The organism is Gemmatimonadales bacterium, from assembly GCA_036265815.1.
Classification (GTDB): domain Bacteria; phylum Gemmatimonadota; class Gemmatimonadetes; order Gemmatimonadales; family GWC2-71-9; genus CAVVWJ01.
In genome coordinates, this window is the sequence record DATAOI010000119.1 from 29,648 (window position 1) to 48,913 (window position 19,266).

Sequence of the window (19,266 nt, forward strand, 5' to 3'; positions counted from 1 at the left end):
GACCAGGGGCGAAATCATCGAGCCATTCTGTCCCGGCCGGGCCACTCTGGCCGTCACGAGAGCCGGCGGGGAAGATTCCAGCGTTGGATCATCCGACTGAGGGTGCGGCGCGAGATTCCCAGGATCCGCGAGGTCTCTTCCCGGTTGCCGCCGCAGGCGGCCAGCACACGCATCACATGGTCCCGCTCCACCGATTCGAGTGACCGCATCGGGCCGGGGTCCGGCACCGGGGTCGCGTCCGCTCCCGGGCTGGAGGCGGGCGGATGGACCTCGGTCGGCAGGTGCTCGTAGCCGATCACGTCCTGCTCGGCGAGCAGCATCGCCCGCTCGAGCACATTCTGCAGCTCGCGGATGTTTCCCGGCCACTCGTACCCCAACAGGCGGCGCTGCGCCTCGGGATCGACCGCCACCGGGCCGCGCCCGTGGCGCGTGGCCAGCTCGCGAAGGAAGTGGTCCATCAGAAGCGGGATGTCCTGCCGGCGCTCGCGCAGGGGCGGCAACGCGAGGGTAACCACGTTGAGGCGGTAGTAGAGGTCCTCCCGGAATCCCCCCTGGCGCACCAGCTCCGGCAGATCCCGATGGGTGGCCGCGACGACCCGGACATCGACCTTCACCGGCGTCTCCGAGCCCACCGGCACGATCTCGTGCTCCTGCAGGGCCCTGAGGAGGCGGGACTGGAGCGGCTGTGAGATGTCGCCGATCTCGTCCAGGAACAGCGTGCCGTGGTCCGCCTCGCGAAACAGTCCCGGCCGTGAGGTCGTGGCGCCGGTGAACGCGCCGCGCACATGACCGAACAGCTCGCTCTCCAGCAGCCCCTCGGCCAGCGCGGAGCAGTTGACCGCGACGAATCGCCGGTTCGCCCGCTCGGAAAACTGGTGAATCGTCCGCGCCACCAGCTCCTTGCCCGTGCCGGTCTCACCGGTCACCAGCACGGTGGCCTGGGACGGCGCCACCCGCGCCAGTGTCTTCATCACCTGGATGATCGCGGGACTATGGCCCACCAGCTCGGGTTCCCGCTGACCCCCCGCTTCATGGACCTGGACCCCGCCGGCGTGCTCTCGGCGATCGGAGGCCAGCCGGCGCCGGCCGAGGGCGCGGGCTAGCGTCTCTCGCAGCGCGGCGATGTCGTAGGGCTTGCTGATGAAATCATAGGCGCCGGCCCGGATGGCGTCGCCCGCGGCGGCCGCGTCGCCGAAGGCCGTGAGCACCAGCACCAGCGCCGCCGGATCACGCTCGCGCACGATCCGGAGCAGATCCAGTCCGCTCTTGGCGGGCATCCGGAGATCGGTGAGGATGGCATCGAACGGCACCGGCTGATCCAGCGCCGCGAGCGCCTCGTCCGCCGAGAGCGCCGTCACGACCCGATACGCCTCCCGCTCGAGTACCTCCGCGAGCAGGCGGCAGGCGGCCTCGTCGTCGTCGACCAAGAGCAGGCGGGCGGGCGCACCCGCGGGAGCGGCGAGCGTCACCGGGGCTCCGGCAGCGGGAGTGAGAGTCGCCAGCGAACACCCTGCGGGCTGGGTACCCGGACCAGGTCGCCACCGAGCGTACGCGCCAGGCGGAGACTCACCGCCAGCCCCAGTCCGGTACCCGAGGGGCCCTTGGTGGTGGCGAAGGGTCGGAAGAGGGTCGACTCCGCCTCGGCGTCCAGTCCGGGTCCGTCGTCCTGAACTTCGATGAATGCCTCCCGCTCGGCCCGGCCGGTCGCGATGGTCACCGAATCCCCGGGCGAAAGGGCCTCGATCGCATTCTTGAGCAGGTTGAGCAGGATCTGCTCGACCATCGCGGGATCGCAGGCGGCGAGCACCGGTGCTGCCGGTGCGAACAGCGGCCCGGGCGGCTGCTCGCCGTTGCCGCTTAGCTCGAGCCGGGCCACGACACCTGCGTCGCTCAGCGATGGCTCCAGAAACAGTGTCATCCGGGTCACGATCTCGTTCAGGTCCACCTCGCGCGCGAACGGCTTGGGCCAGGCGCCGCGATTGAGCCCAGCACGAACGATGCCGGCCACTCGGTCGACCTGCGCCAGCAGCAGGCGGACCCGCTCCATCCCCCGCTCGTCATGTTGCGCCTCGAGGTCGTCCCGCAGGAGCTGCAGGTGGCCGCTGACCGTGTTGAGCGGCGTGCCGATCTCGTGGGCGAAGCTGGCCGCGGTCTCGTGCATGAGCGCCACCCGGTCGAGCCCGCGGGCGCGCTCCTCCAGGGTCAGCAGCATCGCGCGGGAGGCGCTCTCCTGCTCCCGGGCAGCCAGCGCCGCCCGCATGCGATTGTAGCGCCTCGCCAGCTCGCGGAACTCGGGCGGGCCGATCTCCGGCGCGTCCGGCGCGTTCTTGGCCCCGCCGTGCGCGCCGGCCATCGCCCCGCCCAGGGCCGTCAGCGGTCGTCCGACCCACCGGGCCGTCATCACCGCCACGCCCAACGCCACCAGCAGCGCCGAGAGGAAGGCGAGGAGATAGGCGCGCTGCCGCTCCAGACGGGCCCAATCCTGGAGGCGGCGGGTGGACACCCGGACGTCGAGCACGCCGAACGGTCTGGGACTGCCCAGCGGGAGGACGACCTGCCAGCCGGGATCATTCCCCCGCCGAAGCCGCACCTCGGTCGAGCGGTGGGCGAGCGCCGTGTAATGGACCGATCCGGGAGAGAGTGTGTCGGACAGACCGCTCGCGGCCGTCGGAATCAGGATGCGCGCTCGACGGGTGTAGACGATGGCCTGCGACTCGGTGATCCGGTGGTGCGACCAGCCTTCCAATCCCTGCGTGAGTGCCGCGGGGCTGCCGGTGGGCGCGGTCCGCACCAGGAGCGAGGCCAGGGTATTTGCCAGGGCTACGGACTCGAGCTTGAAATCCTCCAGTCTGGTCCTGGCCGACCACCAGAGGGCGATCTCGGTCGCGCCCAGCACCAGGAGAATGGCCATCAGCGCGGTGAGCGCGGCCAGCCGCCTCGGCAGTCCCATAGGCGGACGGCGCGGCGGCGCGGCCGCGCCAGGCTCGATCACCTGCGCCGAGTCCCCTTCGCCGACGCTCACCGGCCGCCAGGGCGCGTGAACCGCCATCAAACCATCTCCGCCGAGCGGCGGCGCACCAGCTCGCGCAGCCCGTGACGGCCCAGCAGGAGAACGCCGAGGGCCAGCACCGGCAGGACCTGAACGGCCTGGAGGGCGAGTCCCGCCGCGAGCGCTGGGGGCGTGGGGATCCCGCCTGGCTTGAGCGCGAGCACCACGGCACCCTGGACCACCCCCACGTTCCCCGGAGTGAGCCGCAGAATCCCACCGACGTTCGACAGGATCAGCGCGAGTACCGAGAGGGCCGGGGTCACCGCCACGTGACTGGCCACGATGACCCAGTGGTAGGTCGCCCATTGCAGCAGCCAGCTGAGGACGCCGAGCGCCACGGGTAGCGCCAGGTCGGCGGGACGCCAGCCGTTCCCGCCGCTGATCTCCTCCCGGCTGCGCCGGAGAAACGGCGCCACGCGGAACAGCAGGTCGGCCCCGGCCATCAGAACGACGCCGGCGCCGAGCACCCGCCAGCGGTGGGTGGGCGCCAGAAAGAACCCCGCACCGGTCAGGAACACGCCGAGCGCGGCCGCTTCCGCCACTCGGCTGGCGAGGATGGAGCGCGCCCCCAGCGTGAGCGGCACGCCGTCCCAGGTCGACGCCAGCTGCATGCGGGCCGCCTCGCCGCTCAGCGCGATGCTCACGCAATTCACCGCGGCACCGCCAAAGGTGGCCGCCTGGGCGGTGCGGAAGCGGATCGGCGCGAGCCGGCGAAGCAACACCTGCCAGCCTACGCCCTTGAGCGAGAGCGAGAGCAGGTTGAGAACCGCCGCCGCCGCCAGGGTCGCGAGGTCCGCATCGAGCAGCGTCTGCCACGAGCTGCGCCAGGGGAAGTGGAGGGCGAAGCGGACGGCGAACACGGAGACGAGCGCCACGAAAGGCCAGATCCACCAGCGGCGCTTCACCCGGCCTCCAGTTGGTCCAGACTCCGGAGCTCGTAACCCATTTCCCGGCAGTCGTCGATGATTCCCGGCAACGCTTCCGCCGTCTGGGTCCGGTCGCCCGCCGGTTCATAGCCGTCGCCATCGTGCAGCAGGAGAATCGCGCCGGCCCGGATCCGGCGGCGGACCCGCGCGCGGATCACATCCGCTCCAGGGCGGGCCGAATCCCACACGCCCAGCGTCCAGCCGAATACTCGGTAGCGGTAGCGCGCCACCACTCGGTGAACGAACGGATTTCGATACCCGTGGGGCGCACGGAACGCCCGGGGATGAACCCCGGTCAGCTCGACGATGGCGCTATGGGCCCGCCCGACCTCCTCTGAGATCCGTCGGGGTCCCAGGAGCGCAAGCTTGGCATGGGTGAAGGTGTGATTCCCGATGCCGCAGCCGGCCGCCGCCACGGCGCGGGCCAGCTCGGGATAGCGCTCGACGTAGCGGCCCACCATGAAGAACGTGGCGGGGACCCGCTCCTGCTCCAGCACACGGAGGATGCGTCCCGTGGCTCGCGGGTTGGGCCCATCGTCGAAGCTCAGGTAGACACCTCGATCCCGCGGTCCCCGCCCGATGACGGGACCGAACACCCTGCTGTTGGCCCCCACCATTCCCCGCATCACGACGGCTGCCGCGCTGCTGGCGCTGAGCACGCTCGCAGTCAGCACGAGAGCACGCGCCGGTAGAGTCGGATCACCTGCCGCGCGATCCGGGGCCAGGCGAACCGATCGGCCTTGGCCCGGCCGGCCTCGCCCATGGCCTGGAGGCGCCGGCGGTCCTGCAGCAGCTCCAGCACCGCGAGCGCCCAGGCGTCCGGCCGATGGCTCGGTACCAGGCGCGCCTCGGTGCCATGCGCCACCAGCTCGCGGAATCCGGTAATGTCGGAGGCCAGGATCGGCGTCCCGCAGGCCATCGCTTCGAGCAGCGTAATGCCGAACGAAGCTTTGGTGGTCGGGCAGAGATACAGGTTCGCTCGGGCGTAGTGAGAAGGCCGATTGCCGTTGACGCGGCCCACGAACTCCACGCGCTCTCCCAGCGGGCGCGCCAGCCGCTCGTAGAGCGGGCGGAGCGGGCCGTCGCCGGCGATCGTGAGCCGGGCCGCCGGATGGTGCTGGAGGATGCACGGGAGGGCCTTGAGAACGGTATCGAGTCCGTTGCGAGGGTCGAGCCGACCGAGAAAGAGCAGTTCCGGATCGCCGGTTGGCGGCTCCCGCGCGGCATCGGGACGGAAGAACTCCGTATCCACACCGTTGGGAATGATCTCCCAGTCGCTCTCGAAGTAGCGGGCATGAGCGTCCACGACCGGCTGGCTCACGGCGATCGCCGCGGCGTGCTGATCGAGCCGCCGCTGCAAGGGCCGGCGGAACAGCCGACAAAGCACGGAACTCGAGAACCACGAATGAAATGTAGCGACTACCGGGAGGCCGAGCTCCCACGCCGCGTCCGGCGCCGCCAGGCCCAGCGTGGGAGTGAGGCCCCCATGCACGTGGACCAGGTCGATCCGCTCCCGTCGGAACTGCTCGCGGAGCTGGCGCCTGAGGCCGAAGCCGGTGGTGATCCGGGCGAATGAGCCGGCGCTGTAAATGGTCCGGCTCGAGCCGATACGACGCACGAACGGAGGATCGCCGCTGCCGGGCAGGTCGTGGGCCCGGGCGGGCCTCCCCATCCGTGCGGTGACGATGACGGTCTCGTGGCCGGCGCGGTTGAGCTCACCGGCCAGATGGTGGACATGCTCGGTGACCCCGCCCAGGTGGGGATAGTAGAACTCGCTGACCAGCGCGATCCGCATGCGTCCGACCACCTCGAAACGATCTGGAGACGAGGTGGCAAGAACATGGCCACTGGAGAACAGGGCGGCGCCGATCGATCGTCCCGCATCGCTCTGCCGTCTCGCGCGCGAGTCTGCTCGGGGGCCCCCCGGAGTCGAGACTTTCTGTCCCATGTCGGCGCCCCCGCGCCATTCTGTCCCGAGCGTCCGCTGCCGGGCGCACGGCTCTCATTGGATTTCGCCCCGAGGTAAATTCCGCCTGGCTGGTCGCCCCGGCGTTGAGCGCACACGGTCCCATCCATCCCGTTCAGGTCCGGACCCCCGAATCGGAGTGCCATGTGCTGGTCCCGAAGCTGGTCACCACGCTCAAGACCTACACCCGCGCTCAGCTCGTCGCCGACGTCCAGGCCGGATTGATCGTTGGCGTGGTGGCGCTGCCGCTGGCGATCGCCTTCGCCATCGCCAGCGGCGTCACCCCGGACCGTGGTCTCTACACCGCGGTCATCGCCGGGTTCCTCATCTCGGCGCTGGGCGGATCCCGAGTGCAGATCGGCGGACCCACCGGCGCATTCGTCGTGATCGTCTACGGGATCGTGCAGAAGTACGGCGTGGACGGCCTGGTGGTAGCGACCCTAATGGGCGGCGTCATCCTCGTGGGGTTCGGCCTCGCTCGGCTGGGCGGCGCGATCAAGTTCATCCCCTTCCCGGTGGTCACCGGGTTCACCAGCGGCATCGCCCTGATCATCTTCTCCAGTCAGGTCAAGGACCTGCTCGGGCTGGAGATGGCTGCCCTCCCTGCGGACTTCATCGCCAAATGGAGCGAGTACGCGCGCCACCTTCACACGGTTGACCTGACGACCGTGCTGGTTTCGGTGCTGACGCTCGCCATTCTGGTCGTGTGGCCGAGAATCTTCGCCAGGGTACCGGGCCCATTGGTGGCACTGGTCGTGAGCACCACAGTGGTACAGGCGTTTCACCTGCGGGTCGACACCGTGGGGAGCCGGTTCGGCATGGTCAACGCGGCGTTCCCGCATCCGGCGCTTCCCCACGTCACCTTCGCAATGGCCCAGGCGCTGGTCGGGCCCGCGTTCACCATCGCCTTCCTGGCCGGGATCGAGTCGCTCCTCTCCGCCGTGGTGGCCGATGGGATGATCGGCGGGAAACACCGCTCGAACATGGAGCTGGTGGCGCAGGGCGTGGCCAACATCGTGTGTCCTCTTTTCGGCGGCATTCCGGCCACGGGCGCGATCGCCCGCACCGCCACCAACGTCAAGAACGGGGGGCGGACGCCCGTCGCCGGGATGGTCCATGCGGTCACGCTCCTCCTCGTTACGCTTTTCTTTGGCCGATGGGCCGGACTGATCCCGATGGCCGCGCTGGCCGGCATCCTGGTGCTGGTCTCCTACCATATGAGCGAGTGGCGGACGTTCCGGGCCGAGTTCAGGGCGCCCAAGAGCGACCTGGCGGTGTTGCTCACTACGTTTCTCCTCACCGTGCTGGTCGACCTCACCGTGGCCGTGGAAGTGGGGATGTTGCTCGCGGCCTTCCTCTTCATGCGCAGGATGTCGGAGGTCACCAACATCAGCGCATTGACCCGCGAGTTCCAGGAGGACGGGGACGACTTCGACCGCGATCCCAACTCGGTCCGCCGTCGCGCGGTTCCCCCCGGAGTGGAGGTTTACGAGATCAACGGCCCATTCTTCTTCGGTGCGGCGGAGAAGTTCAAGGAGACGATCACCCAGGTGCGAAGCAGGCCGAGAGTACTTATCATCCGTATGCGAAACGTTCCTGCCATGGACTCGACCGGCCTCAACGCACTCCGCGATGTGGTGAACCGGTTCCGGCGGGCTGGAACCCGTGTGATCCTGTCCGACGTGCACGCCCAACCGATGGTGGCGCTCCAGCGCTCCGCGCTGAGCGAGGAAATCCCCGAGGACGATCTGGTCGGCAACATCGACGACGCGCTCAATCTCGCGCGGATCGAGATCGGTCTGGCCCCGGAAGCCCGCCCCGAATTCGCGGTGCCCACCGTGGCCCGCGAGGAGCTCCGCGGGCAGCCTCGGCCGCCCACCTGATCCGCCGATGGGCCTCCAGCAACTGATCATCCGGCACGGGCTCCTGGCCGTGTTCATCGGGTCGGCCTTCGAAGGCGACTTCACGCTCATTCTGGCCGGGGTGGTCTCCCACCTCGGGTTCTTTCCGTTCCCCCTGGCGGTCGCCGTGGGGGCGCTGGGGAGCTTCCTCGGCGACTCCATCTGGTATGTCCTGGGTCGATTTCGGGGGCCACGCTTCCGCGCCGGCCGCCTCTACCGCCGGGTCGGCCCCAGGATCCAGCGTCTGGCCGACCGCTTCGGCCCCTGGCAGCTGATCCTGTCTCGCTTCGTCTACGGCAGCAAGGCCGCGAGCATGGTGTTCTGGGGCCTTCATGACCTCAAGTTTCGCCGCTTCGGGCCCATCGACGGGATCGGGTGCGTGCTGGGTAGTGCCGTGTTCACCGGACTCGGCTATGTGGTGAGCGGCAGCGCCACCCTGCTGCTCGGCCGGGTCCGCCGGGTGCAGCTCTGGTTGCTGGGGGCGGTGCTCGCGGGCGCGGTGCTGGTGCTGATCATTCACCTCACCGCCAAGCGGGAGCTCCACCTGGAGGAGATGGAGCCGGCGGACGAGTGAGCGCTGCAGAAAACGTCGCTTGCCTCCGCTCGGGGCTGGAGCGACCTTTCAGCATGGATCCCGATCTCCTGCTCGCGGGGCTGGCGACCGGTAACACGGCCGCGCTGGCACGCGCGATCTCGGTGGTCGAGAACGGTCGTCCCGGCTTCGAGCGCCTGCTGGCGGAGGTGCACCGCTCGATCGGCCGGGCCCGGCGGATCGGCGTCACCGGCCCACCGGGGGCGGGAAAGTCGACTCTGGTCGAACGGGTCGTCGCGGCCTATCGGGCAGCCGGCCTCCGGGTGGCCGTCATCGCCGTGGATCCGACCAGCCCCTTCACCGGCGGCGCCTTGCTGGGCGACCGCATCCGCATGGAATCCGTGGCCCTGGATCAGGGCGTCTACATCCGCTCGATGGGCAGCCGCGGCTCCCTGGGTGGGCTCGCCACCACCACCGGAGAGGTCGCCGACCTGCTCGACGCGGCCGGATTCGACCGGATCCTGCTCGAGACCGTCGGCGTCGGCCAATCCGAGCTCGACGTCGCCCGGATGGTGGACACGACCATCCTCATGCTGGTGCCCGAGTCGGGCGATGGCATCCAGACGCTGAAGTCGGGGGTCATGGAGATCGCCGACGTCTTCGTGGTGAACAAGGCCGATCGGCCGGGAGCGGAGAAGCTCCGGCAGGAGATCGAGGTCACCCTCGGCATCCGGCGGGGGAACGCCTTCCGCGGCCTTCCGGCGCACCATGGCTTTCAAGGCCGGCGCACCGCCGCGCCCGTCGTGGCGCGCGCGCCGGCCGATCAAGTCTGGGACCATCCGGTGGTGCTCGCGACCGCCACGGCGGGCGAGGGGATCCCCGAGCTGCTGACCCTGCTCGACCGGCACCACGAGTGGCTCGGGGCCACCGGGGAGCTGACCGTCCGCCGGCGCCGTCGGCTGCTCGATCGCACGCGTGAGGTGGTGAACCGCGCCACCCGCCGCTGGATCTGGGAGGAGACCCGGGCCGAGTCGATGATCACCGAACGGCTCGATGAGGTGGTGGAGGGACGGTTGAGTCCCTACGACGTGGCCACCGAAGTGCTCGAGGGCATTCGACAAGGCGAGCGGATATGACCACCTGGGGCACCGATCTGGACGAGGCGACGGCGCGACGGCTGGCCCAGCAGGAGCGCGAGCTCGAGCGGCTCCGCGCCGAGGTGGCGGCGTGGCGGGCGCGGGCGAGCGGGCTCCCGATGCGGGACGACGTGGACTTCACCTCGGTGTCCGGCCGCGTCGTCGACCCGGTCTACACCCCGCTCGATCTGGCGCCCGACGTAATCTCCGCCACCGGGCTGCCCGGCGAGTTCCCCTACACCCGCGGCATCCATCCCACGATGTACCGCGGCCGGCTGTGGACCATGCGGCAGTTCGCCGGCTTCGGCACCGCCGAGGACACCAACGCGCGCTACAAGTTCCTGCTCGAGCGAGGCCAGACGGGGCTCTCGGTGGCCTTCGACTTTCCCACCCTCATGGGCTACGATGGCGATCACCCCCGGGCGGAGGGTGAAGTCGGCAAGTGCGGCGTGGCGATCTCCAGCCTGGCGGACATGGAGACCCTGTTCGATGGCATTCCCCTGGACCAGGTCTCCGTGTCGATGACGATCAACGGGCCGGCGTCGATGCTCTTCTGCTTCTACGTCGCGGCCGCGGAGCGCCAGGGCGTGCCGATCCACCAGCTTCAGGGGACGATCCAGAACGACATCCTCAAGGAGTACATGGCGCAGCACGCCTGGATCTTTCCCGCCGAGCCGGCGCTCAAGATCATCGTCGACCTGTTCGAGTGGGCGGCCGAGCACACCCCCAACTGGAACACCATCTCGATCTCGGGCTACCATATCCGTGAGGCCGGCGCCACCGCCGCGCAGGAGCTCGCCTTCACGCTCGCGAACGGCTTCTGCTACGTGGAGCATGGCCTGGCGCGCGGCCTCGATGTCGACGCCTTCGCGCCGCGGCTCTCCTTCTTCTGGGACGTGCACAACGATTTCCTGGAGGAGATCGCCAAACTGCGGGCCGCGCGCCGGATCTGGGCGCGCCACATGCGCGACCGCTACGGCGCCCGGGAGCCCCGCAGTTGGCGGATGCGATTCCATTGCCAGACGGCCGGCGTGACCCTCACGGCGCAGCAGCCGCACAACAATGTCGTGCGGGTGGCCTACCAGGCGCTGGCGGCGGTGCTGGGCGGCACCCAGTCGCTGCATACCAATGCGCTGGACGAGACCCTGGCGCTCCCCACCGAGGAGTCGGTGCGGATCGCGCTCCGGACCCAGCAGATCCTGGCCTATGAGACCGGGGTGGCCAACGTGGCCGATCCGTTGGGCGGCTCCTATTGCGTCGAGGCGCTCACCGACGGGCTGGAGCGCGAGGCCGAAGGGCTCTTTGCCGAGATCGACGCCCAGGGCGGCGTGGTCCGGGCCATCGAGACCGGCTGGTTTCAGCGGCAGATCGCCCACTCGTCCATGCGGTTCCAGGCGGAGGTGGAGCAGGGCCGGCGGACCATCGTGGGCTTGAACGACTTCGTCGAGGAGGCGGAGGCCCCGGTCCAGATCCTCAAGGTGGGCGATGCCGCCGAGCGCACCCAGCGGGCGCGGCTGGCCCGGCTCCGCGGCACCCGCGACGCGGCCCTCGTGGCGGAGCGCCTGAGTGCGCTCCGCGCGGCCGCCGCCGAAGATCGTAACATCATTCCGGCCATGCTGGATTGCGCGCGAGCCTACTGCACGCTCTACGAGATCCGGCATGTGCTCGAGGAGACATATGGCAGCTACCGCGAGCCGGTCTTTTTCTGACGGCGCCCAGACCAGCATCGCCTCGGTGGAGGACCGTTTGCAGCGGCTCACCACCGTGCGCTCCGACCGCCACCGGGTGGTCACCTGCTATCTCAAGCTGGAGCCCCGCGACCGGAGCCGGGGCAAGTATCTCATCAAGATCAAGAACCGGGTGCGGGACGCCGTTCGCGCGCTCCCCCGGCTGGGTCTCGAGCGCTCGGCCCAGGAGGCGGTGGAGCGCGACCTCGAGCGGGTGCAGCAGTACATCCGGAATCCCGCCAATCTGCCGAGCACCCAGGGCATCGCCATCTTCGCCTGCGAAGGGATCGGCTTGTTCGAGGCCATCCCGCTGCCCGTGGTGTACCGCTCGCGCCTGGCGGTGGACGCCACTCCGCTGGTCCGGGAGCTGGCCTCGGTCGAGGACGAGTTCGGCCGGCTGCTGACGGTGGTGCTCGACCGGACCAGCGCCCGGTTCTTCGAGGTGACCGCCTACGACGCGGTCGAGCTGCCCGGCCTGCGGGCCGACAGCACCAGAGGCAAGCGGTTCCGGGGAGACCAGGACGGGCCGGGCTGGGGCGAGCACACCTACAACAACCGAATCCGGCAGGAGAAGCAGCGGCACCTGGAGGCGATCGCCCGCGAGCTCTTTGCCATCGACCGGCGGCAGCCGGCCAACGGCATCGTCATCGCCGGCACCGGGATCGACGCCCGGGCAGTCGAGCCGTTCCTGCACAACTACCTGGTCGAGCGCGTGATCGGCACGGCCAAGCTGAATCCCAAAGGGGTCACGCCTGCCATCGTGCATGGCGCCACCCTCGCCGTCCGCGAATCGTGGGAGCGGGAGGCCGAGCGGGCCGCCGTGCGCCGGGTGCAGGAGAGCCTGGGCACCGGCTGGGCGGTGAACGGCATCGACCCCACGCTGCGCGCCCTGGCGCGAGGCCAGGCGCGCACCCTGCTGGTGAACGCCGACGCGAGCGAGCCCGGGTTCCGCTGCGGAGACTCGGGACGGCTGGCCCGCACCGAGCGCGAGTGCCGGGCCGAGGGCGAGCCGATCGCCGTGCTCGACATCGTGGACGACGCGATCGAGGAGGCCCTGCGTCAAGGGGTGGATGTCGAGGTGATCTACGAGCCGGAGGCCCGCGAGGCGGTCGAGGGACTCGGCGCGATGTTGCGGTTCCGCTGAGGAGTGGCCGGCTCCCTCAGCGGGCCCTACCGGGCCATTCTCTTCGACGCCGGGAACACCCTGCTGTTCCTCGACTACCCCAGGCTCGCCGAGTCGGTCGGGAAGGCGCTCGGGATTCCGCTGAGCGCGGCGGCGCTGGCCGCGGCCGCCGGACCCGCAACGGAGGCCATGGAAGGCTCGCGGGCGGCGGAGCAGGAACGGGCGGTCGCCTTCTTCGAGGCGCTGTTCCGCGGCGCCGGGGTGCCCGAGGATCGCCTGGGGGAGTTGCGCGAGTGTCTCGCCGCGCTCCACGGCGAGCGCCATCTCTGGAGCCGTACCGCGGTCGATGCTCCCTCGGCTCTGAGTCGCCTCCGGGCCGCCGGGCTCAAGCTCGGCGTCGTCTCCAACAGCGACGGCCGGGTGGAGAGCGCGCTGGAGGCGGCCGGCCTCCGAGAGTATTTCGATGTGGTGATCGATTCGGCGCTGGCGGGCGTGGAGAAGCCCGACCCCGCTATCTTCCGGGCCGCGCTCGCGGCCCTCGAGGTGTCTCCGGGCGAGGCGCTTTACGTGGGTGATCTGTACGAGATCGACGTGCTGGGAGCCCGGGCCGCCGGCCTCGCCGCGGTGCTGCTGCTCGACCCGGCCGACACCGCGCCCGATGGCTGCCGCACCTTCGCCACGCTGGCCGCGCTCACGGACGACCTGTTGCAGGAGAGAGTCTCGACATGACCGCATCGGGTTCGCTGCGTACCGGCCGGGAGCGTCCGTTGCCACGGCCGATACGGGTACTCGTCGCCAAGCCCGGCCTCGACGGCCACGATCGCGGGGCCAAGGTCGTGGCGGCCGCCCTGCGGGACGCGGGCATGGAGGTGGTCTACACCGGCCTGCATCAGACGCCGGAAATGATCGCCACGGCGGCGGTGCAGGAGGACGTCGATGTGGTGGGGCTCTCGATCCTCTCCGGCGCGCACATGACGCTGTTCCCCCGGGTCCGCGCCCTGCTGGACGAGATGGGTCGACCGGAGGTGCTGGTCACCGGAGGCGGCATCATTCCGGCCGAGGACATGGCCGCCTTACAGGAAAGGGGCATCGGCCGGCTCTTCGGCCCGGGCACGCGGACTGCCGACCTCGTCGAGTACATCGAGTCCTGGGCCGCCGAGCACTTCGAACCTTGAGCCGGCTCCGAGCGCTCACCGAGGAGTATCTCCATCTCGCCGCCCGCCTGCGGCAGGGCGGGGGCTCCGGCCGCATCGCCAAGATGCACCAGCAAGGCAAGCTCGCCCCCCGCGAGCGGGTCGAGCGCCTGCTCGATCCGGGCGCCCCATGGCTGGAGCTAGGTCTGCTCGTCGCCTACGACCAGTATGATGGCCAGGCCCCGGGCGCGGGGGTCATCACCGGCATCGGTGTGGTGGAGGGTCGCGAGGTCGTGGTGGTGGCCAACGACGCCACCGTCAAGGCGGGGTCCTGGTGGCCGGAGACGATTCGCAAGATCCTCCGGGCCCAGGAAGTGGCTATGCGGCAGCGGATCCCGATCATCTATCTGGTGGACAGCGCGGGAGTGAACCTGCCCTATCAGGGCGGGGTCTTCCCCGGACAGTACGGCGCCGCCCGCATCTTCTACTACAACTCGATCATGCGCCGGTATCTCCGGGTGCCGCAGATCAGTGCCGTCATGGGAAGCTGCGTGGCTGGCGGAGCGTATCTGCCCGCCCTCTCCGATGTCATCTTCATGGTCGAAGGCACCAGCTTCATGGGACTCGGGGGGCCCAACCTGGTGAAGGGCGCCACCGGCCAGACCATCGACGCCGAGAGCCTGGGCGGCGCGGTCACCCACACCGAGCTGAGCGCGGTGGCGCATTACCGGGCCGCCAACGACACCGACTGCCTCGGACGGATCCGGGAATACGTGGGGCGTCTACCGAGGATGGACGGCTTGAACCACCGGGTGCGGCCCGCGGCGGCGCCGGCTCGGCCGCCGGCCGATCTGTACGATCTGGTGCCGCACGATCACCGGCTTTCCTACGACATGCGCCAGGTGCTGGCGTGTCTGATCGACGGCGGTGCGCTTGACGAGTTCCAGCCCGGCGTAGCCCGGGAGATCCTCTGCGGGCACGGTCACATCGAGGGCAGGCCGGTGGCGATCATCGCCAACCAGCGCGGGCTCATCAAAGGTCAGTCGGGCGAGCGCCCCCGATTCGGAGGGATTCTCTACACCGGAAGCGCGGAGAAGGTGGCCTTCTTCATCGAGACCGCCAACCGGGAGCGGCTCCCGATCCTCTTCGTGCAGGACGTGAGCGGGTTCATGGTCGGGCCGGAAGCCGAGCAGTCGGGGATCATCCGGGCCGGCGCGCGCTTCGTCGAAGCCATGGCGACGGCGGCGGTACCCAAGATCGTGCTGACGGTGAATCACGCGTCCGGGGCGGGCTACTACGCGATGGCGGGGCAGGGATTCGATCCCGACTTCATCCTCTCCTGGCCCACCGGCCGGATGGGCGTGATGGAGGGAGAATCGGCCGTCATGGCGGTGCATGGGCCGGAGGTCGAGCGGGCCCAGCGCGAGGGTCGGGAGCTGGCGCCCGAGGTGAAAGCCTCGATCGACTCGATGCGGGTCGACTACGAACAGCAGCTCGACGCCAAGTTCGCGGCCGCCCGCGGCTTCGTGGATGCCCTGATCACGCCGGAGGAAACGCGCGACGTGCTCGCCTTCGCGCTCCGCGCGAGCGCCAACTATGCGGGCCCCCACCTCGGCCCCTTCGTCCTCCCGCCGCTGGATGCCGCCACGCCCTGATAGGAGTCGCATGCGCCCGCTGCACCCGGCGCTCTCGGCCGTCGCCCTGACGCTGGCCTGCGGGCCGGCGCGGCACGAGCCACCGCCGCCCGCGCCCGTCCCGCCCGCGGCCCAGCCGTCCGCGCCACGTCCGGCCGTGCCCAAGCCCAACGTAGATCCGGCCGCGAAGGACCGTCCTCGCATCACGGTGCCTCCCACCGGCGTCGCCGCCGATTCCTCGGCGCTCCGGTCCGACTCCGTAACCCGGGTCGCGCCACCGCAGGTGGCGTACGCACATGGCTGGATGGCACTCGGCAGCACTGGCGTGGACCGCTTCGTGGCCGCGCATCCAAGCTATGACGGTCGCGGCGTGCTGATCGCTATTCTGGATACCGGTATCGACCCGGGCATTCCCGGTCTCAGCACGACGTCCACCGGCTCGCCCAAGATCCTCGATCTGCGCGATTTCTCAGCCGAGGGGGCGGTGCGGCTCAACCCCGTCACGCCGGTGGGCGATTCCGTCGAGGTCGCGAGGCACAGACTCGGCGGCTTCGGACGAGTGGCGTCCCTCAACACCGCCGGTCCGTACTACGCCGGCACCATCGTCGAGATCCCTCTGGGAGAGCCGCCCGCGGCAGACCTGAACGCGAACGGCAAGGTGGCCGATACGCTGCCGGTGGTGGTCACCCGAGCGCCGGACGGTTGGGTGCTGTTTGCCGACACCGATGGAGACGGCTCCCTCGCGGGTGAACGCCCGGTCCATGACTATCTCACCGGTCGGGAGACGTTCGCGTGGGGACCCCGGGGCCGAACGCCGCGGGTCAATGTCGCCGTCAACCTGAGCGAGCGCGCCGGCCGGCCCGAGCTCGATCTCTTCTTCGACAGCGGCGGGCATGGATCGCACGTGTCCGGGATCGCCGCGGGCCACGACCTCTACGGGGTCACCGGCTTCAACGGGGTGGCGCCCGGGGCGCAGCTCCTGGGCCTCAAGATCGCCAACAGCGCGCAGGGGAGCATCACCACGACCGGGAGTATGCTGCGGGCGATGGACTATGCCATCCGGTTTGCTCAGAGCCGGCACCTGCCGCTGGTGCTCAACATGAGCTTCGGCGTGGGTAACGAGAGGGAAGGCGGCGCGCGGATCGACGCGCTGGTCGATTCGGTGCTTGGTCAGCATCCCGACGTGGTCTTCACCATCAGCGCCGGCAACGATGGTCCCGGACTCTCCACCTTGGGTTTTCCCGGCTCGGCCGAGGCGGCGCTCACGGCCGGCGCCACCCTCCCCGCGAGCTTCCTCTCGCCTTCCGGTCAGGGCGCAGCGCCGGCCGACCAGCTCGCCTACTTCAGCGCCCGCGGCGGCGAGACCGCGAAACCGGACCTGGTGACACCCGGCGTGGCCTACAGCAGCGTGCCGCGCTGGAATGCAGGCGAGGAGGTCGAGCAGGGCACCAGCATGGCCGCGCCCCACGCCGCCGGCCTGGCCGCCCTGCTGGTCTCATCGCTCGCCCAGGAGCAGCAGCCGATTCGGGCCTCGGCTGTCAAGCGTGCGCTCATGGTCACGGCCCAGCCGACGCCGGGTGCGAGCTTCGTGGACGAAGGCACCGGGCTTCCCGATGCCGAGCGGGCGTATCGCTGGCTGAAGGGAGGGCACCAGGTCAGCGAAGTGCGGGTACGCGCGCTCGGGGCAGGCGGGTCTACGGCCGCGGTCGACCGTACGACGGATTCGACCCGAACGTTCGAGCTGCTTCGCCCCGCCTCGGCGCCGCCGGCCAGCTTCAGCTTGAGAAGCGATGCGCCCTGGCTCAGCGCGCCGGCACGGGTTACGCTCGCCCGCCCGCGCACCCGGGTGACCGTGCGCTACGCGCGGGGGAAGCTCGGTGGGTCCGGAGCCTATGTGGGTGTGGTGAGCGGTTGGGGCGACGACACCCTGGCCGGCCCGGCGTTCCGCCTGGTGAACACCGTTCTGGTTCCGGCGCCGGTGACGGTCGGCTCGCGTGCCCTCCGGGCGGGGGAGCGCGTCACGCCGGGCGGCACGTTGCGGACGCTGTTTCGTGCCGACACTGCCCGCCCATTCGTGCTCTCGATCGAGACCGGCGGGCGCGCCGAGCAGGGACTCGCCTTTCTGCACGAGCCGGGTGGGATGCCCTTCCGGGACGAGAGCGACCGATCCGCCGGGAACGGGCCCCAGGCCGCGGAGTACGAGGTCGATGCGAGAGACGTCGTCCCCGGAGCCTACGAGGCGGTGCTGGTAGCGCCGCCAAACCAGGCGCTTTCCGCCACTATCGGACTGACCCAGTCGCCCCTGACGCTGCGCGCCAGGCGGGAGGGGGATTCGGTAGTCGCCCGATTCACCAATGTCACGGCTGCCACCGTCGAGGCGGAGGTCGGCTTGCATCTCGGCGGGGCCGAACGGGATGAATCAGTCGCAGCCAAGGGCTCGGATACCCAGCGAATCCCCTTCGTGGTCCCCGGCTGGTCGCGCGGCGTGGTGGTGGACATCACGATGGATCCGTCGCAGTGGGGTCGGTTCACCGATTTCGGCGTGAGCCTGTTCGACTCCCTCGGGCGCCAGCTGGGCAAGAAGCCGCTCAAGTATGCCTTCGGGCGCCTTCAGGTGGAGCTGCCCAAGGGTCACGGGGACATGCCGGTGAGTCTCGGTCTCTTTCCAGGCTTCGCCGACCCTGCGGGCGATCAGAGCTGGACACTCCGTGCATCCATCCGGGTCTACGGTGATACCAGCGTCGCGCTCCGGCCGGCGGGGGCCCCGTCACTCTCGATTCCAGCGGGCACGTCGGCCGCCAGCACCTTCCGCCTGCCCGCGGAAATGCCCTGGCCCCTGGGCGAGCGGTTCGTTCCGCTCGGTCTCCTGGTGGCCCGGGTGGACGGACGGAGCTGGACCCGGGAGCTTCCGTTGGCGCCAGGGAGCGCGGAACGATGAACGGACGCGTGGTCCGGGTGGCCGCGGGCCAGGGGTTCTGGGGCGACTGGCTGGAGGCACCGGTCCGGCAGGTGCGCGGCGGTCCCATCGACTACCTGATGATGGACTACCTCGCCGAAGTCACCATGTCGATCATGCAGAAGCAGAAGTCGCGCGATCCCGCGGCGGGCTACGCCCGCGACTTCGTGCCCCTGATGGAGCGCATCCTCCCCGACCTGGTGAGCCGGCGCATTCGGGTCACCTCCAATGCCGGCGGGGTCAATCCGCGAGGCTGCGCCGAAGCCGTCCTCCAGGTGGCCCGGCGACTTGGACTGCAAGGAAAGGTTCGCGTCGGGCTGGTGAGCGGCGACGATATCCTGGATCGCCTCGACGACCTCATCGCCCGCGGCCACCCGCTGAGCGACATGGAGACCGGGCAGCCGCTCTCCCAGATTCGCGACAAGGTGCTGTCAGCCAATGCGTACCTGGGGATGGCGCCGATCGTGGACGCGCTGGGCCGTGGAGCAGACATCGTGATCACCGGCCGGGTCACCGACACGGGCCTCACACTGGGGCCGATCTTCCACGAGTTCGGCTGGTCGCCCGACGATTGGGATAAAGTGGCGGCCGGAACCGTGGCCGGACACATCATCGAGTGCGGCGCGCAGGCGTCCGGCGGCAACCTGCTCAAGAACTGGCGCGGCGTGAAGGGCCTGGCCGATCCGGGCTTCCCCATCGCGGAAGTCTCCCCCGACGGCAGCTTCGTCATCACCAAGCACCCGGGCACCGGAGGCGTCGTGTCGGTCGCCTCGGTCACCGAGCAGTTGGTCTACGAGATGGGCGATCCCCGGAGCTACATCACGCCCGACGGCGTTGCCGACTTCACCACCATTCAGCTCCGGCCCGCTGGACGGAATCGGGTGCGCGTGAGCGGCATCCGTGGCGCTCCTCGCACGGCGATGCTCAAGGTCTCCATCGCCTACTTCTGGGGTTACAAGGCGGTCGGCACGCTGGTCTATGCGTGGCCCGAGGCCTTCGACAAGGCCAAGGCGGCCGACCGCATCCTCCGCGAGCGCCTCGCCGACCTGGGCCTCGCGTTCGATCAGATCCTCACCGAGTTCGTCGGCGTCGATGCGACCCATGGCCGGCTGAGCGGGCCTACGCATCCGGACCTGCCCGAGGTGCAGCTCCGGGTCGGCGTGCGTGCCCGGGAGAAGCCGCC

At 70.0% G+C, this 19,266-nt stretch carries 15 protein-coding genes; 10 read left to right on the forward strand and 5 right to left on the reverse strand.

What is annotated here, in order from left to right:
• Positions 1-53: 53 nt before the first annotated feature.
• Genes VHR41_21345 through VHR41_21365 form a run of 5 tightly spaced genes read right to left on the reverse strand, consistent with a single transcriptional unit; the run spans position 54 to position 5,770 of the window.
• The gene (locus VHR41_21345) at positions 54-1,469 is read right to left on the reverse strand and encodes a sigma-54 dependent transcriptional regulator (GenBank protein ID HEX3236753.1); all 1,416 of its coding nucleotides are present in this window, start codon (positions 1,467-1,469) and stop codon (positions 54-56) included.
• Positions 1,466-3,049: an ATP-binding protein gene (locus VHR41_21350; protein HEX3236754.1), complete on the reverse strand. Its 1,584-nt coding sequence runs from the start codon at positions 3,047-3,049 to the stop codon at positions 1,466-1,468. Before VHR41_21350 ends, VHR41_21345 begins: the two co-directional genes overlap by 4 nt.
• Positions 3,049-3,954 carry a lysylphosphatidylglycerol synthase transmembrane domain-containing protein gene (locus tag VHR41_21355; protein HEX3236755.1) on the reverse strand — a complete coding sequence of 302 codons (906 nt, stop codon included), beginning with the start codon at positions 3,952-3,954 and terminating at the stop codon, positions 3,049-3,051. Before VHR41_21355 ends, VHR41_21350 begins: the two co-directional genes overlap by 1 nt.
• Complete coding sequence (locus VHR41_21360) at positions 3,951-4,649, reverse strand: polysaccharide deacetylase family protein (GenBank protein ID HEX3236756.1); 699 nt, start codon at positions 4,647-4,649, stop codon at positions 3,951-3,953. Before VHR41_21360 ends, VHR41_21355 begins: the two co-directional genes overlap by 4 nt.
• A complete protein-coding gene (locus tag VHR41_21365) occupies positions 4,643-5,770 on the reverse strand; it encodes a glycosyltransferase family 4 protein (protein ID HEX3236757.1) in 1,128 nt (375 codons plus the stop codon). Before VHR41_21365 ends, VHR41_21360 begins: the two co-directional genes overlap by 7 nt.
• Before the next feature lie 317 nt (positions 5,771-6,087).
• Between VHR41_21365 and sulP the strand changes: the two genes are divergently transcribed.
• From sulP to VHR41_21415, 10 genes are all read left to right on the forward strand, one after another.
• On the forward strand, positions 6,088-7,824 hold the full coding sequence (sulP, locus tag VHR41_21370) for a sulfate permease (protein ID HEX3236758.1): 1,737 nt from the start codon (positions 6,088-6,090) through the stop codon (positions 7,822-7,824).
• Positions 7,825-7,831: 7 nt separating this feature from the next.
• A complete protein-coding gene (locus VHR41_21375) occupies positions 7,832-8,416 on the forward strand; it encodes a DedA family protein (GenBank protein HEX3236759.1) in 585 nt (194 codons plus the stop codon).
• A 53-nt stretch (positions 8,417-8,469) separates the two neighbouring features.
• Positions 8,470-9,510, forward strand: coding sequence for a methylmalonyl Co-A mutase-associated GTPase MeaB (meaB, locus tag VHR41_21380; GenBank protein ID HEX3236760.1), 1,041 nt, complete (start codon positions 8,470-8,472; stop codon positions 9,508-9,510).
• Positions 9,507-11,219 (forward strand): methylmalonyl-CoA mutase family protein, encoded by a 1,713-nt coding sequence (locus tag VHR41_21385; protein ID HEX3236761.1) that lies wholly within the window; start codon positions 9,507-9,509, stop codon positions 11,217-11,219. Before meaB ends, VHR41_21385 begins: the two co-directional genes overlap by 4 nt.
• Positions 11,188-12,381 carry a hypothetical protein gene (locus VHR41_21390; protein HEX3236762.1) on the forward strand — a complete coding sequence of 398 codons (1,194 nt, stop codon included), beginning with the start codon at positions 11,188-11,190 and terminating at the stop codon, positions 12,379-12,381. The genes VHR41_21385 and VHR41_21390 overlap by 32 nt, the downstream gene beginning before the upstream one ends.
• Positions 12,382-12,384: 3 nt before the next feature.
• A complete protein-coding gene (locus VHR41_21395; GenBank protein HEX3236763.1) occupies positions 12,385-13,089 on the forward strand; it encodes an HAD-IA family hydrolase in 705 nt (234 codons plus the stop codon).
• Positions 13,086-13,535, forward strand: a complete 450-nt coding sequence (locus tag VHR41_21400) for a cobalamin B12-binding domain-containing protein (protein ID HEX3236764.1) — start codon at positions 13,086-13,088, stop codon at positions 13,533-13,535. Before VHR41_21395 ends, VHR41_21400 begins: the two co-directional genes overlap by 4 nt.
• On the forward strand, positions 13,532-15,148 hold the full coding sequence (locus tag VHR41_21405; protein HEX3236765.1) for a carboxyl transferase domain-containing protein: 1,617 nt from the start codon (positions 13,532-13,534) through the stop codon (positions 15,146-15,148). The genes VHR41_21400 and VHR41_21405 overlap by 4 nt, the downstream gene beginning before the upstream one ends.
• A gap of 10 nt (positions 15,149-15,158) precedes the next feature.
• The gene (locus VHR41_21410) at positions 15,159-18,065 is read left to right on the forward strand and encodes a S8 family serine peptidase (protein ID HEX3236766.1); all 2,907 of its coding nucleotides are present in this window, start codon (positions 15,159-15,161) and stop codon (positions 18,063-18,065) included.
• Positions 18,062-19,266 (forward strand): acyclic terpene utilization AtuA family protein (locus VHR41_21415; protein HEX3236767.1); only part of this gene is annotated, 1,205 nt, incomplete at its 3' end. The genes VHR41_21410 and VHR41_21415, both read left to right, overlap by 4 nt.